Origin of the sequence: Lacipirellula parvula, assembly GCF_009177095.1 — a bacterium.
Taxonomy (GTDB): domain Bacteria; phylum Planctomycetota; class Planctomycetia; order Pirellulales; family Lacipirellulaceae; genus Lacipirellula; species Lacipirellula parvula.
In genome coordinates this window covers 3,595,112-3,610,467 of the sequence record NZ_AP021861.1, presented here as the reverse complement: position 1 = coordinate 3,610,467, position 15,356 = coordinate 3,595,112, and the positions used below count along the sequence as shown (strand labels likewise).

Sequence of the window (15,356 nt, the reverse complement as noted above, 5' to 3'; positions counted from 1 at the left end):
GTTCAAAACAATAACGACAGACCGCCCAGGAGTGCGCGCATCGCCGCGCAATCCAGCTTCCATCCGCCTGAAATCGCCTTGCGGCGACGCGAAGATTCCCTTCACTTTTGCGACGGCGACTTTGCCTAGGAGTCGCCGTTGCCCGCGGCCGTTTAGCGGCTGGGCGGGCGTTCCAACGTTGCCCCGGGATAGAATCCCAACGGCACGCTTGCACGGAACTGATCGTCGAACGGACGATAACCGTTCGACATTTCCTCAAGTAACTGAGCAGCTAGTTTCCCTGCTTGCTCTTCATCGGCTGCAATGCCGGTGAGTTGTCTGCTGATTGCGCTCGAGCGGTATACGCCGTCGATGCTCAGGAGCGAAACGTCGCTCGGAATTCGCAATCCAAGTCGGCTGATTGACAGGTAAATGAGTTCGGCGTCGGGCGCCCAGGTGCTAAAGATCGCCGTGGGGCGTTGTTCAACTGGAAGTTTGAACATCCGTTCAAGAGCGGCGTCGAGCCCGGCCTGATGGTCCGCAGAAATATCTAGTTCTCGATCGCGCTGACCGTAGTGAATCAATTCGCTGGGCAGTTCGCAGCCTGCTTGCCGCAAGGCGCGTCGCAAGCCCTCGGCGTACGCGTCAGAGACGATCGACGCATGGGTACCGAAGAACGCGACGCGACAATGGCCTGTTTCAACGAGCTTTTCGCCGGCCATAAAACCGGCTTGCTCGTGATTGAGGTGGATCAAAGGAGCCGAAACGCCCGGGACGTCGCGATGCAAGAGGACGACGGGGATACCGTTCTTCTGCAGCTGGCGGACGTGATAGTCGGGCGGAGCGCCGTGAGTATTGGGAACGAGCGCCACTCCGGCGACGCGGTTATCGATCAATTGCAGGATGGCGTTGCCTTGCCGTTCTACGCTGTTGGCGGTGTTGCAAGTCATCGTCTGGTGGCTCAACTCGGCCGCTGCGTCGCTAAAGCTTTTGATCAGCGACGGGTAGAACCCGCTCCGCATTTCAGGAACAAGCAGCGCGAACGCTGAAAGCTTGCGTTGCGCGTCGCCGCTGCCTGGGTGGACCTTCACGAACGTCCCTTTCCCCTTCACGCGAACGACATAGCCCTCGTTGACCATATCGTTCAATGAGCGAACGACTGTCATACGTGCGACGCCGTGCTGCTCCATCAACTCCGTTTCCGAAGCGATGCGGTCCCCCGGAGAGAGAGCGCCGGATTCGATGTCGGCGATGATTTGCCGCTTGATCAGCTCGAATTTTGGGGGGACGGCGGTCGACATGGTTTGGAATTTACTGACGCAATCTTGTATAGTCAACAGTTAGTTATGATTATTTGATTAAATTGCCGAAAAAAGTGGTTTACGCTAGTTAACCGAATGATTCGTGGTAGCTAGGATGGTCGCTCAACGGCCTGTCTTAACTATACACCATTGCTGCGTCACTGTTGATGCGGCGATTGAGTTGGGAAACTACGGGGAATTTACTATGCCATTGGGCTTTCCATTCGAAATCGGTTCCAAGCTTACAGGGCGTTGGCGTTACATCTCGCTTTCCCGCCAGATCGGCGGCTACTGCTGGGGCTGGCTAGCCGCTGGCTTGGCGTTCCTCGTCATCTCGCAGGCGACGCGGGCCGAGCCAATTGAGCTCGGCGGAAGGCGTGAGTTGTTCACCGATGATCGCCTGGTCGAGAAGCAACAGAATGTCGACTGGAGGCTCTGCAAGCCGCAAGATCGCGGCGAAGTCCTCGCCTTTGACAAGCCATGGGAGGGAGCATTTGCAGGCTACGCGACGGTGATCCCGCATGACGGCAAGTTAAGCCTCTACTACCGCGGCTTGCCCGTCGCCGGGAAAGACGAGTCGGACGTTGAGGTAACATGCTACGCGGAATCGACCGACGGCGTCCGCTGGACGAAGCCGGAACTCGGCCTCTTCGAAGTCGACGGTTCAAAGCGGAATAACGTCCTCCTGGCTCATGCCGCTCCGAACAGTCACAACTTCTCGCCTTTCCTGGACTCCAATCCTGCGGCGTCGAAGGAGGCAAGGTTCAAGGCATTGGCAGTTGCGCATGGCGTCGATCAGCGCGGCCTCGTCGCCTACATTTCGGCCGACGGCATCCATTGGGAGAAATTGCGCGAGGCGCCGGTAATCGTCGGCGGCGCGCTTGACTCGCAAAACGTCGCCTTCTGGTCCGAAGCGGAAGGAAAGTACGTCGCCTACTACCGCGTCTACGTCGACGACGTCCGGAGTGCCGCTCGAGTGACATCCGGCGATTTCATTAACTGGTCTGAGCCGGAGTTGATGTCGTATAGCGATACAAACTCAACGACGCCGAGCGATCACCTCTACATTACGCAGACGCAGCCCTACTTTCGCGCCCCGCATCTGTACGTCTCGACCGTGGGGCGTTTCGTCCCCAATCGCCGCGTCGTCACCGACGAGCAGGCGCAGGAGATTGGCGTCCATCCGTCATACTTCGGCGACGTATCGGACGTGATGTTCATGTCGAGTCGCGGTGGGGCCGTGTACGACCGCAAGTTCACCGACGCCTTGATCAAGCCAGGCATCGGACTGAGCAACTGGGTGTCGCGGACTAATTTTCCGGCGTTGAACGTCGTTCCCTCTGGCCCCGACGAGATGTCCTTGTACGTCCAGGCGGGTTACGGCCAGCCGACGCATCATCTGCGGCGTTACGCGATGCGCACCGATGGCTTTGCTGCGATCAGCGCATCTCGTAAGGGAGGCGAGGTGACGACGAAGCCGTTGACGTTCGACGGCTCTGATCTGTCGCTGAACTTCTCGACGTCCGCCGCGGGCGACGTGCGCGTGGAGATTCAGGACGCTGACGGGAAGCCGTTGCCGGGCTACTCGTTGGACGACGCTGTTGAATTAGTCGGAAACGACATCGATGGGATCTACCGTTGGAAGGGGACGGCGTCGGTGAAGGAGCTAGCGGGGCAGGTCGTTCGGCTGCGTTTCGTCTTGCGGGACGCTGAACTCTACTCATTCCAGTTCCGCTAGCGAATAGCTTGCAGCCGGCGAGACGCCGTCAAATTCAGCCGCCATAACATCTCTGGGATTTTTCAACGATGAAGCAACAGTCGCACATTGCTTTGGGGGCAATCGCTATCTTCGGGATGATCGCGGCGCAAGCCCCAGCTCAAATTCCGTACCAGGTTTCGCGATCGCCAGTGCAAACGGTGCATCGCTCGATCGTGCCGCACACGGATAAAAATGGCCGCGCGCTCACTGAGTACGATCCGCAGCGTTCGTTCTTCCCTATTGGCATGTGGGGCGTTGCGCTCGGCTACGATAACTCGAATTGGAACGAGCTGAAGCAGGCAGGATTCAACACGGCTTGGCCGTGGTTCGACGACACGGTCGACTCGCTCAACGAAGGCACCAGGATGGATATGCAGGTCGTGCTGATGCACGCAGCCCTGCCGACGGCGGCGTCGCTCAAGCAGCGTTCGCCGGCGCAGCTCGAGCACCTGTTGGGGATTCAGTATCTCGACGAACCGACATTCGCCTCCAGTAGCTTGTCGGACGTCCGGGGTCAGCATCAGACGTTCGTGAACTATCGAAACTCGATCAAAGCTGAGTTTCCCGATTTACCGGTGTTTGTGACCGACTCGTACATGCCGCCTAGCGGCTTCGAGCAGGTGTGGGCCGACTTCGCTGCCTCCGGCGATCTCACGACGCAAGACAACTTTACCTACAACACAAACAGCTTGACGACGCTGGGGCGGACAGCCAATCCGATCGGCGTGCCTGATCAGATCTCGGCTGCTAATTCAGCGGTTCGAGGAGATAAGCCCGTTTGGGCGCTAATCGGCGTCTTCGACAATCCGCAAGGGACGAACCACTTCATCACGCCCGATCAGATGCGGGTGAAGGTCTACAGCGCGCTGATTCATGGAGCCACCGGCATTCACTACGAAATGTGGGACAGCTGGCACGCCCGAGCGCAAGGGTTTGTCGGTATCTCCCCCAATCCACCGCTGAACGGTTACGGCAGGCGATCCGACGAAATTTCGATCACTCCACAACAGGCGCAGCAGTCTCGCGACTTGTGGTACGCCGTGGCGGCGGTTAACGATGAGATCCGTACGATGACGCCCGCTTTGTTGTCGCCGACGGTGGCGCCTGCAGATCTGTCTTATGGCGTGGCGATCTCCAATCGTTCGGCGCCGAACTCGCCTGATTTTGCTGCGAATCCCATAAGAACGATCTTGAAGCGAGATCAGAACGGCGACTATCTGCTGTTGGCCGTTAATTTGGATAACCGTTCGATGGACGTGACTTTTGATTTCACGAAGGAACTATCCGGCGTGGAACTGCTATTCGAGCCAAGCGATGCATCACCAACTTTGCTGGCGGACGGAAAGTTTAGATACGCATTCTCTGCCTTCGACTCCAACGTATTCCGCATTAAGACGGTCGCCGTGCCAGAGCCTGCTTCTGCAGTGCTGTTCGGCTGCGGTTGCGGCGCGATAGGATGCAGCGTCACCCGTCTTCGCTCGCCATCTCGCCGCTAAATGTCTGCTGCTTGCCCTCCGTTCTCCGTCGTCCATGCTTCCCTTTAGTTGATACCTGGGATCTGTCATGTCAGAAATTTCCACCCGCTTGTCGCAAAAGCTTTACGCACGTGCTAAGCGACTGATCCCCGGCGGAACGCAGTTACTTAGCAAACGCCCCGAGATGTTCGCGCCGGATCGCTGGCCTGCCTACTATCAATCGGCGAAGGGCTGTGAAATCGTCGATCTCGATGGCAATCGATTTCTCGATATGTCGCTCATGGGGATTGGCTCTTGCTTGTTGGGTTACGCTGATCCGACGGTGACCGAAGCGGTGCAACGGCGAGTTGCCGACGGAGCAATGTCGACTCTAAATGCGCCAGAAGAAGTGGAGCTGGCTGAGCGTCTGACAGCCTTACACCCCTGGGCTGAGCAAGCAAGATTTCTACGGACCGGCGGCGAAGCCATGGCAGCCGCCGTGCGCATCGCGCGCAGCTCTACGCGGCGAGAGGTGGTAGCCATCTGCGGCTACCACGGTTGGCATGATTGGTATCTCGCCGCGAATCGCACGACAGACGCAGCGAGCGACGCGCTTGGCGGCCATTTGCTTAGCGGTCTTTCGCCCGACGGGGTGCCCGTTCAGCTGGCGGGAACGACGGCCGCTTTCGCTTACAACGATCTGGAGGCTTTGCAGGCGATCGCGAAGCAGGCCAACGGCCGGTTAGCGGCGGTGGTTATGGAGCCGATGCGGAGCACGCCTCCGCAACCTGGTTTCTTGGAGGGCGTGCGCGAGTTATGCGACCGAAGCGGCGCCCTGCTCGTCATTGATGAAATCACTGCCGGCTTCCGATTCGCGAACGGAGGACTTCATTTGAAGCTCGGCCTGCAGCCTGACATTGCGGTGTTCGCCAAAGCCCTCGGCAACGGCCACCCGATTGCCGCCATCATCGGTCGCGCTACGGCGATGTCGGCGGCTCAAGATTCGTTTATCTCAAGCACCTATTGGACCGAAGGCGTCGGACCGACGGCGGCGGTCGCAACGCTGCAGCGATTTTCACAAATCGACGTGCCGGAGCACGTCAGTGCGATTGGTCTGGAGTTTCAAGAAGGTTTGCGCCAATTGGCGGTCGCTCACGACGTTCCTCTGAAGACTTCCGGCCCCCCAGCGTTAACGTCCATTGCATTCAACGCAGCCGACGCGCCTGCTCTTGCTACGCTGTTCACCGTGAGAATGCTGGAGCGAGGAATTCTCTGCGGCAGCGGATTCTACCCAAGCGTCGCGCACACGCTGGAGCATGTCGAGACGTACCTGTCGGCGACCGACGCTACGCTCCCGGAGATCAAACAAGCGATCAATCGAGGCGACGCCGAAGTTCGGATTGACGGGAAAGTTAAGCATATCGGGTTTGCGCGTCTCGCGTGACATTGAGATCAGCCATAGCATTAGTCGCAGCGTGCTAGTCCGATGCAATCTTAAACGAACGGCTAACCCTCTAACGTCCTCGCCGCTCTACGCCGTTGCTAACACCACCCATCGTCGCTTGACGATGCCTTTCAAGCTTGATTTCTCATCTGCGTCCTCAGGATATACGCCCGCTGGTTGGTCGCTAGATCCAATCAGAGCCTTGAACTCAAGGTAGCGAAGGGAGTCGATAATGCTGATTGCCTCTGCCGACATGAATCCTCCAACCTGGAGGCGCAACAGGCCGGCAGTACCTACTGGTAGTATCACCCCGCACATGTCGCCACCGATGGCAATAGTTGCCGATGGTTCGCCAGTCCGAATGACTCCAGTGACGCCACCTCCAACGCACATTGTCGCCATGCTTCTCGCGGACACCTGGCCGTCGAAATCATCGGCGACGAACAACCACACAATTTCAGACGCCTCAATCTCTGCAGCGGGCTCGACTCTACCGGCCACTACAATCTCGGCTATCCCAGAAGTCTTCAGTGGCGCGTCCAAGTTGCCGTGAATGAGAACCAGGCCGCCGTCGGGCAGAACGATTGGAGCGCGGACGTCTCCATGCACTTCGATGAACGCCCTGCCCTTTACCGTCAACGGTGATCGCAGCGTGGACGTCACTCGAATGACTTTGGAATATCCAATTCTAATCCGACCTGTATGTAGGTAGGCCAGAGACCCGTTGAAGGCATCCCTAAAAGTTACGTTGGCTTCGCCGAGCGCAAGTGCGAGTTGCTTGGGTTCCAGCATAATTGGCGCCTGGAGAGCTTCAAAAGACATACATTACAGACCGTCGCTAAGTCCCACCGGCGCGATCGGCTTTGGGTTTTCCTGCATCGCCTGCTGGCGAAGGCGGAGCTTGACGCTGTCGGGAAGAGTCAGAGCCGTAAATGCCTTTCCGGTTGCGGGGTCACGCTCGCCCATGTCCGTGAGCGCCTCGGCCTCTTCTTTCAGTAGCTCGTGGTAGCGGGCGACTACAGCTCCCTGGGCGATGTTCACTTCGGCGTCATACTTTTGACGAGCTTCCGCTTGCTTCTGCTGCAGCATCGCCTCGCTCGACTTGGTCTTCGCCTCAATCTCGTTGGTCTTATTGTCGCGGAGGCGAGCGTCGTCAATTCTGGCCTTGGCCATGCTGGTGACGACTTGTGGGTCGACGGAGAGTTGTGGCCCCGACGGTGTGTCGACTGTCATCCCTGAAATGATGCTTGCGTCGAGCCCAGTGAACTGCGACCAGGAGTCGATAAAGTTCTGCTTGCGGACTTCGCCGTCGAGCACTTGCTGCTCGGCAACAGCTCTCTTTGGGAAATCCCAGTCGATGCCGAACTTCTGTTGCCAGCCATTGATCGCCGCGTCGAACTGCGCCTGCGACGTGAACGGGAACTTCATGATCGCTTCTTGCGACCGGATCGCTTGGGCGATGTTTCGCTCCTCGACCTTCTGTTGCTGTTGCGCGGCCAGCTTCATTCGCTGCGCGTCGACCGCGGCGTTTGCCTGTGCCTCGCGGGCCTGAGCTTCGCGGTCGACCTGCCAGGCGTTCTGATCGATCCCCTGTTGCTGCAGGTCGATGTCAGCTGCGATCCGATTGGCGTTCTGATTGAGCCCAGCCCATTGCAGCTGATTCTGAGCTCCGAACTGGTACGCGTTCTGCGATTGGTTCGCATTGAACTGATACAGCTGCTGGTCGAGTTGCGACCGCTGCAACTGGTTGGTCAGCGCCGCCTGGTCCTGCTGGAACTGGTACTCAAGATCGAATTGCCGCTGCTGCTCGCCCAGTTGGTCGGCGTAGCGTCGCTGGTCTTCCTGCGCGGCGGCGCCGGCGGCAACGTATCCCGCTTGAGCGCGGACCGAGGCGGGAACGCGGTATTCATTGACGATGGGCATGAACGTGTCCTCGCGACGTGCGCCGCTAGCGTCGGTCATCCGCATCGCGGTTGCCGGCAGGCGCAGGACGGCTTCGACCGCTTCGCCGGGGGCGACGCTGGCCACATGCAGCACGGCTCGCGGCGCGTCTTCCGTTGGAGTGGCGGCGATTCCGGCGAGCACGGCGACGTAAAAGTCGCGAGCAGGCGCCGAGCCCTGATTGCGAAACTGGACGCGGTATGCCGGGCCGGCGATCGCCGTCGCGTTCGCAGCGAGTTGCAGGTCTTCTAGCACGAGGTCCGCGTTTGAGATCGCGGCAAACGCTTCCGCCGACTCCACTGGGGCGGACTCGACAAACGCTTCCTCCGCCGGAGCGATCGACGCAGACTCAAGCGACGGAGCCACAGAAGCACCGCCGCTCAGGGGGCGGTTGGCGACGATCGAGCGAACGGTCCCCAACGGAATCGGAGCCGCCAAGAGGTCGGGCTGAGCCGCGTCGACCGTGTCAACGATCCCTGCCGCTAGGCCGTCGGCAGCGAGCGCGGCGCCAACCGCGCCGCCGTTGGCGGCCAAATCGTCAACCGGATTGATTGCTGCGTTTTGAATGGCGCCCGCCGCTTGCAGTGCATTGGCCGCGAGCCCGTTGCCCGCGAGCACTTGTTCGCCCGCGACGGCCACTCCGTTGAGCAACTGCCCTTCGCCGACGGCGCCCTCAAGCTGGCGGACTTTCGACCGCACGATGGCGCCAACCGGGATATTTGCCGCCACCTGCGGCAATGCTGCGACATCGTCGACAGCTCGCTGCAAGTTGGCAGGGAGTGCGGGCAGCCCCGTCGCCTGGGCGACGCGGCCAGCCCCATCGACCACTCTGGGCGGGATCGCTGCGACGGCGTTCAGTGCATCGTGAGTTCTGTTCGCGACTCCATCCCCCCGCTGATCATGTCGCCCAGCCGGCCAGCCTCCGACGTCGAAGGGATAGCCACGGCCGCGGCCATTGCTAGGGAAAACGCCAAGTGCCTGCGTTTTGGAAGTAACATTATTCTGACCTCGCTTTTCAAGAAGAAGCGCCCTGCGCGACGGTGGTCGTCGCGTCACTAATTGGCAAAGCGAGGAAGAAGTATTTTCGTTACAAACTTCGCGGAATTCCGCCTTGTTTCCCGTAGTTCGCTAGTGATGGAGAAGGGGCATACGGGGGCCGCGAGCCTGGAAGTAACGATCTTTCTGCCGGCGTATCCCCACCATAGCGCCGCGTTCAATCGTGCGCGTTTTTCAGCCCGGTCGGCTCGGCTGGCATCTACCGGGAATTGGCCGAAGCTATTGAAACGCTATGACGGACGCCCGCGTCGCCTTGCGGCGCGCCGCTTGCAGCATTTCGGTCACTTCGAGTTCTGGGCGCAATCGAGGTGGATCATGGATACTGAAAAACTGTTCCCGCTTGAGTATCAAGGCAAGATCATCGCCTGCCAGTCGGCGGACGACCGGAAGCTGTTGCAGTCGGCGATCCTGCTAGATGGACATCGATCAGACTGCAACCAGTACCCGTCAGCCGAACTCACCAAAATGAGTAAGGTATGTGAGCAGTATGAACTCACCACGCTCGCCCAGCTGACCGCCGAACTAGCGAAGCAATGCGATGAGGCCGAGCGGCCGTAGCTTCACAATTGCTTCCCGCATCCTCGTAGCACGGCATTCATCCGCGTTCTCCGACCGTGCACTAGGTGGGGAGAGTCATTTATTTGGCCCGTTCCTTTCCAAACCGATCGACGTCGCACCCGCACTCAGGACAGGTCTAGCCTCCCCACATCCTTTGCGTCCACTTCGTACGCGCGGGGCGCTTGCCTCCGAGCGGCTCGCCGCATTGCGGGCAGGGGTGAGCCCGCACTTCTGCGTTCATGTCCATGACTTTTCGGACGGCGGCGACAGGCGGAGGGCCTTTCGAAATTACTTCGATTAATCGCTTAAGCATAGATTGCGAGCGGAGAGGTTTGCGGAGACGAATTCGCCATTACTCTACCGCCCCCGTTCCCCGTCGGCAAACTGCGAATCCAACAGAAGGCGTCATCGAATGCGATCATCATCGAGCCGCGCAAGCATAGTGATGATGCTCGTAAAGTCTACGGCTTTTGCGATCCGTTCTTCACAACGTTTTTCGCGCGTTCAATAACATCGCTCGTGACGGAATTTGGCGACAATTTGCCGCTGTCAACCGCATCGAGGAAAACCTCTGCTCGTGCGGGGGTGCGGAGTAACCCTTCAACGGCCAAATTTCGATTGTGATCGGTCATTGAAGAGAGTGAAGTCACCAAGACGTCGCTGACTTCATCGGCGTCCATGTCGGCAAGCGCGCTAACCAAACCCATTTGCAAGTCAGGGCTGGTTTCCACTGAAAGCTTTTCCGCCAGATCGGGCCCAAAGACCTCCCAGCTGCCCGCGCCGAGAATTCGGAGTGCATCGTACCTAGTACCTACATGGACCTGCTCGTTGGCGGCCATCTGAGCGGCGAGCGTCATCGTGCGATTCCACTCGGCTTGTAATTGAGGGTGCTCCTTCAGCAGTTCCATCACTCGTTGATTCGGCCATGAGCCGGCTTGGCTCACGCCGTTGACGACCCCGCCGCCAATGACGACTGCTTGCCAGTCGGCAAGCGGTTCGCCGTCGCCGGGCAATGCGAGGTCCATCACGCGCAGCAATTCTTGCTGCTGATTGCGGCGGCCAGCGGCGATCGCGTGTTCCCAGATCGCTGGGATCCGCTCGTATTCTTCCGGCTGGCCCACGGCGAGCCCGTCGAGCAGCTTCGAGATGGCGGTGGCGGCGTCCTCGCCACCTTGCGGCGGATCGCCGGAGATGGCGCGATCGGCCGGCACGCCCACAGGCGTGAGGTAAACGCCGCGTAGGTCCATCAAGTTGGCCGTCTTCAGCAGTCCGTCTGGCCGAAGGATCAAGCGTTGCTTGCCGGCGACGAGTTTCATGCGCCCAATGCGTTGCGTTTGAAAGCGACTGTAACTGCCAGTGCCCGCGACTTGGCCAGTCACTGGCTTCTCTCCTCCCTCTAGAATGTATGAACTGCCCGCTGTGTCATCGACTGTGGCCCAGTGGAGGTAGACCTCGTACTCACGGGGAGCAGGAACATCGATTTGCCACGTGACGTAGTCGTCGCGGCCATGCCAGTAACCGATGTTGCGAAACGGCTTTTCGAAAGTGATGCCGGCTCCGTAGATGTGGCAATGCTCGGCGAGCAACCAGAGTGTGCCGTCGTAGTCGGGAGCGATCAGCTTCGGATTGTTGCCTTCGACCGTTTTCGCAGGCGGCCCGACGGAGTTAAGGTACGCCAGCAGATCCGCCACAGCGGCGGGTGCGAGATCTTTCTCCAGCCCTTCGGGCATGAGCGACTTGCCGGTATTTTCCAACGCATCGAGGTCAGTGCGGAGCAGCGTGTGCTGCTTGCCCTGTTGCTCGGTGAGCGTGATGCTGGTGGAGGTTTCACCCGTCAGGATGCCGGCATGGGCGAGTCCGTCGATGGTGAGCGCCGAATAGCTGCGAAAGCGTTCGTCGACCGTACGGTTGGGATCGAGAATCGACTCGATGAGAGCGGCGGGAGCCCGCGAGGTGAGCGCTGCCAAATCGGGACCGACCTCGTGCCCCTGATCTTCTAGCCGATGACAACTGGAGCAGTATTTGGCGAAGGCTTGGCGTCCGTTTCCGACATCGCCCTCGCCGTGCGCTGCCACGGCGACGACGTACTCCTTCACGATCTTGTCGCGGTTCTGATCGACGGCCGAGGCCATGATCGCCGCTCCGCGAACGCGCAGCACTTCAGTAGGGTGGTTCGCGAGTCTCTGACGCTGTAAGGCATCGAGATCGGTGACGGCAATCGTGCCGGCTTCGAGATGGCTTAGAAGGCGACCCGTGAGGTCGGCGCTACCGAGCATCACGTCGAACGCCTGCGACCGCGCCGCTGGCGTGTAACCGCGCCACGGCGACAGCAGGGTCTCGGCAGCCGCATCGCCGCCGATGGAGGCGATCATTTCGATCGCAGCTTGCTGCACCGCCGGCGAGTTTTGCGGCTCCAGCAGCGGCGTGAGCAGCTCCAGCAACTCATTGGAATTGGCGCCGGTGGCCGCCACCATTCTTAGCGCCGCTAAGCTCGCGGCTTCTTCTTGCGGGTTTTCCAAGATCGTGCGCGCTTGATCGGCCAGCGGTGCAAATTGCTTCTGCAGCCCGTTCGCGGCTTCGCTCCGCCGTCGTGATTGCTCCAGCAACTCCGCAGCGGCGGCAAAACGCCAACTCGCTAACTCTGCGGTTCCTTCCTCGCCGCCAAGCGATTTCGCGACTCCGAGAACATCAGCGTCGCTGCCAAGTTCCGCGATTAATCGAATTGAGGGCTTCAAGACGCTGTCGGGAATCGTCTGGCCTTGCGATTGAGCGAACAACGCTTCGGCGACCTGCCCCACGTTCTCGCTGTTCGCGCTGCTCCAGACGCCGGCCAGAATAGTCGGCTCACCGGCCCGACGCAGAGCAATCTTGGCTAGCGCCGCGCTGGCGCGAGGATCCTGCGTTTCTCCCAGCGTGTAAGTCAACTGCAGTTCGACCTGCGGATCGGAGTCGTCGGCCAGTGCGAGCAACGCATCAAGCAAGTTAGGAGCGGTTCCCAACATCGGCTCGCTCAATCGAATCGCGTGGCGCCGCACGGCGGGGTCGCCATCAGCCAGCGTTGCCAAGATCGCCGGTACGTCGAGTTCGCCCAGACCATCAAGCGTGCACAGCGCTTGCAGCCGTACGACAGGCCGCGCCGCTCTTTGAGCAAGCTGCTTCAGCGCCGGCGCCGCTTCCGTTGCGTGACGCTGCACGAGCAGTTGTTGTGCAAGGTCGCGCTGCGGTCCGTTCGGCGAATCAATCGCCGCCGCTAATCCCGCAGCATTAAGGTGATCGAGGCGGGGGATCGGCCGCGGCGGTACCTCGGCACGACGAACGCGGAAGATTCGCCCTTGCTCGCGACCCGCGGTGACGTCGAGTTCCGCCAGCGTCTCTTCCGGAATGAACTTCTGATGCTCGATGACCGCGCGGTGCATATCGACGACGTAGAGGCAGCCGTCGAGCCCGGTCCGAATTTGCACAGGCCGAAACCACGGATCGGTCGATGCTAAAAACTCGACGTCGGGCTCGTCAGCCGCGCGGGCGCCTGTGAAGGTGGCGCCGCTCGGCGACAGGATCCGCCGGTGCACCAACTGGTTAACCGGTTCGGCTACAAACGAGTTGTTGGAGAACTCGCTCCCCAGCAGTTCATCACGGTAGATATCGAGGCCGCAAGCCGCAGTCGGCCGGCCTGGGGGGCCCGAAAGTTGGAAGATCGATGGTTCGCCAATGGGATGGAGCGCACTCGGATCGGGGCCTGCCGGCACCGAGATCCGCGTCGCCGGCGGAGCTATGTGGGGGTTTCGAGCAAGATAATGGTCGTCGAGCGGGTAGTGGTGGATCAGTGACGAATTGTCGCAGCCGAACCAGTTGTTCCAGTCATCGCGCGTGCGGCCTTGCTGCGTCGAACCAGTCACGGGTTCGAGTTCGCCCGAATCTGGATGGAAGCGAAAGTCGCGGCCGCCGAGTTGAATCTCACGACCGCTGCACGTCTTGATCGTTCCGCCGAACAGGCCGCACGACCCGTAGAGCCAATTATCGAGCCCCCACCGCAAGCTGTTCACGCGAGCTTGCGCATTGTGCGTTTCAAATCCTGTTAGCAGCACCTTGCGGACGTCGGCCTTGCCGTCGCCATCAGCGTCTTCGAGATAGATTACATCGGGTGCATCGCACACGATCACGCCGTTCCGCCACGATTTGACGTCGGTCGGAAAGCGGAGGCCGTCGGCGAACGTCTTCGCTTCGTCGTACTTGCCGTCGCCATCGACGTCGGTCAGGACGCGCACGCTGCCGTTCGGTTTAAAATCCTCATCGGCGAACCGCGAGTAGTCGGGCATCTCCGCCACCCACAGCCTGCCGTCGGGACCGAAGTCGATCGCCACCGGGTCGGCGACGAGCGGTTCGGCCGCGGCGACTTCCACCACGAAACCGGGTTTCGGAACGATCGACGCGACCGCTTCCTCTAGTGGCCAGGGCTGCGCGCTCACTTGCTGACGCGGCCCCTTGCCTTCGAACTGCGGCGGAATCTGGGCGTGGACTTGCCCGATGATCTTTTCTTCGACGCCAGTTGCGATCGTGTTCGGCAGTGCGAAGTAGACGACCTCGGCGCCACCGCCGTAGCCGCCCTCCTTTAGCAGCCGCTCGGAGGGAATGTAGGCACAGAAGTCATTCGAATAGCCGTGCATCCAGATCCGCTCGGGATCGAGCTCTGCTTTCAGGCGCAGGGAGTAGTCGGCGCACACCTCGCCTGCGAGGAATACCATCGCCAGCGAATCGCCGAACGCCCACGTCTGCACCGGGTAGTCGAGCGCAGCCTGCAGTTGCTCGCCTCGCTGCAGCTTCGCCAACTGATACTCAGCGTTGTACCCCGGTGCCCCGCCCGCAGCGGCGAGCTTCTCCAATTCTTCTTTAGCAGGCACCGCATTCAGCGGTATGTCGATGTGCGACAACGCAGCCGTCAGGTCGCCGCTTACCGGCTGCAGCGTCCCTGCCAGCAGTCGCTCAACTTCGTCGCAGATTTGCGCCCCCTGGTCGGCCGCGGCTGCCGTGTTGCTGCCCGTCACTCCGGAGGCGGGGTTCGAATCAGAACCACAGCCGATCGATACCAAGGCGATGACGCCGGGATGCGTGCGCTCGATCGCCTCCTGCGCGTAACCCGACCAATCGCCGCTGATCTTATTGTCCGACAGCGTCACGCAGTGGCAGGCATAGCTCAGATAGATGGCGCGAACGGCGCCGTCGTCGGCCGACTTCACCACCAGGATCGGCAAGTCGTGGTCGACGGGGCCGCCAGGCGTGCGGCGGTTGACCGCGAAGCTAACCTTGCCGACCGCCCACGACAGCGTCGATGGTTTGCGATCGGCTAGCGCTTCCAGTGCAACCTTCTCCATCGCATCGGTCAGTTCGGCCGTGTACCGTTCGATATGGGCTTGATGTTCGGGCGAAATCGGCGAGCTGAAGATCGTGTCGCAAACGTTGGTCAGCTTCGGCGTCGTGTGCGAGTGGCTGAACGTCACCGCGACGCGATCGCGCTCGATGCCGACTTTCTCTTTGAGCCGTCGCGCCACTTCGTCAACCATCGCCTCGCGAACGCCGAGGCTGTCGAGCGTGATCAACACCGCCGGCTTTGCCTCGTCGGATCCGATCGCGATCGCTTTGGCCCAGATGCGTTGCGTCACCCCCTCCGACTCGTCGCGGCGGCCGCCAAAGCCGTTCAAACGAATCGGATACGCGGGGGTGACGTCGATTTTCGCCACGCCGACGTCGTAGACGGCTTCCTCAGCCATGCAGGTCGGCGCGAACGCCAATAGCAGCCCGACCAGCGAGGCCCAACGCAGCGGATGCCGTGGAGAATGTGTGAAGTTATTCATCGCTGTTCTCGTTCC

8 protein-coding genes are annotated in these 15,356 nt (G+C 60.4%); 4 read left to right on the top strand and 4 right to left on the bottom strand.

Going from position 1 to position 15,356, the window contains the following annotated elements:
• Nucleotides 1–152: 152 nt before the first annotated feature.
• Nucleotides 153–1,280: a GntR family transcriptional regulator gene (locus tag PLANPX_RS14120; RefSeq protein WP_152099355.1), complete on the bottom strand. Its 1,128-nt coding sequence runs from the start codon at nucleotides 1,278–1,280 to the stop codon at nucleotides 153–155.
• A gap of 205 nt (nucleotides 1,281–1,485) precedes the next feature.
• Here PLANPX_RS14120 and PLANPX_RS14115 point away from each other — a divergent pair, with 205 nt between their 5' ends.
• The 3 genes from PLANPX_RS14115 (at nucleotide 1,486) to PLANPX_RS14105 (ending at nucleotide 5,937) form a co-directional block, all read left to right on the top strand.
• On the top strand, nucleotides 1,486–3,018 hold the full coding sequence (locus tag PLANPX_RS14115) for a hypothetical protein (protein WP_232536116.1): 1,533 nt from the start codon (nucleotides 1,486–1,488) through the stop codon (nucleotides 3,016–3,018).
• A 68-nt stretch (nucleotides 3,019–3,086) separates the two neighbouring features.
• Complete coding sequence (locus PLANPX_RS14110; protein ID WP_152099354.1) at nucleotides 3,087–4,535, top strand: hypothetical protein; 1,449 nt, start codon at nucleotides 3,087–3,089, stop codon at nucleotides 4,533–4,535.
• 67 nt (nucleotides 4,536–4,602) lie between these two features.
• Nucleotides 4,603–5,937 carry an aminotransferase class III-fold pyridoxal phosphate-dependent enzyme gene (locus PLANPX_RS14105; RefSeq protein WP_152099353.1) on the top strand — a complete coding sequence of 445 codons (1,335 nt, stop codon included), beginning with the start codon at nucleotides 4,603–4,605 and terminating at the stop codon, nucleotides 5,935–5,937.
• 87 nt (nucleotides 5,938–6,024) lie between these two features.
• On the opposite strand, the gene PLANPX_RS14100 is transcribed toward PLANPX_RS14105, so the two are convergent.
• A complete protein-coding gene (locus PLANPX_RS14100; RefSeq protein WP_152099352.1) occupies nucleotides 6,025–6,729 on the bottom strand; it encodes a hypothetical protein in 705 nt (234 codons plus the stop codon).
• 33 nt (nucleotides 6,730–6,762) lie between these two features.
• Complete coding sequence (locus PLANPX_RS14095; RefSeq protein ID WP_152099351.1) at nucleotides 6,763–8,706, bottom strand: hypothetical protein; 1,944 nt, start codon at nucleotides 8,704–8,706, stop codon at nucleotides 6,763–6,765.
• 450 nt (nucleotides 8,707–9,156) lie between these two features.
• On the opposite strand from PLANPX_RS14095, the gene PLANPX_RS14090 reads away from it, so the two are divergent.
• Complete coding sequence (locus tag PLANPX_RS14090; protein ID WP_172992065.1) at nucleotides 9,157–9,492, top strand: hypothetical protein; 336 nt, start codon at nucleotides 9,157–9,159, stop codon at nucleotides 9,490–9,492.
• A gap of 461 nt (nucleotides 9,493–9,953) precedes the next feature.
• Here PLANPX_RS14090 and PLANPX_RS14085 read toward each other — a convergent pair whose 3' ends face one another.
• Nucleotides 9,954–15,341, bottom strand: coding sequence for a neutral/alkaline non-lysosomal ceramidase N-terminal domain-containing protein (locus PLANPX_RS14085; protein WP_172992064.1), 5,388 nt, complete (start codon nucleotides 15,339–15,341; stop codon nucleotides 9,954–9,956).
• Nucleotides 15,342–15,356 lie beyond the last annotated feature (15 nt).

Coding starts and splice junctions, on each gene's coding strand:
- PLANPX_RS14110 (WP_152099354.1), top strand. CDS start 3,087: ATGAAGCAACAGTCGCACATTGCTTTGGGGGCAATCGCTATCTTCGGG.
- PLANPX_RS14120 (WP_152099355.1), bottom strand. CDS start 1,280: ATGTCGACCGCCGTCCCCCCAAAATTCGAGCTGATCAAGCGGCAAATC.
- PLANPX_RS14100 (WP_152099352.1), bottom strand. CDS start 6,729: ATGCTGGAACCCAAGCAACTCGCACTTGCGCTCGGCGAAGCCAACGTA.
- PLANPX_RS14105 (WP_152099353.1), top strand. CDS start 4,603: ATGTCAGAAATTTCCACCCGCTTGTCGCAAAAGCTTTACGCACGTGCT.
- PLANPX_RS14115 (WP_232536116.1), top strand. CDS start 1,486: ATGCCATTGGGCTTTCCATTCGAAATCGGTTCCAAGCTTACAGGGCGT.
- PLANPX_RS14085 (WP_172992064.1), bottom strand. CDS start 15,341: ATGAATAACTTCACACATTCTCCACGGCATCCGCTGCGTTGGGCCTCG.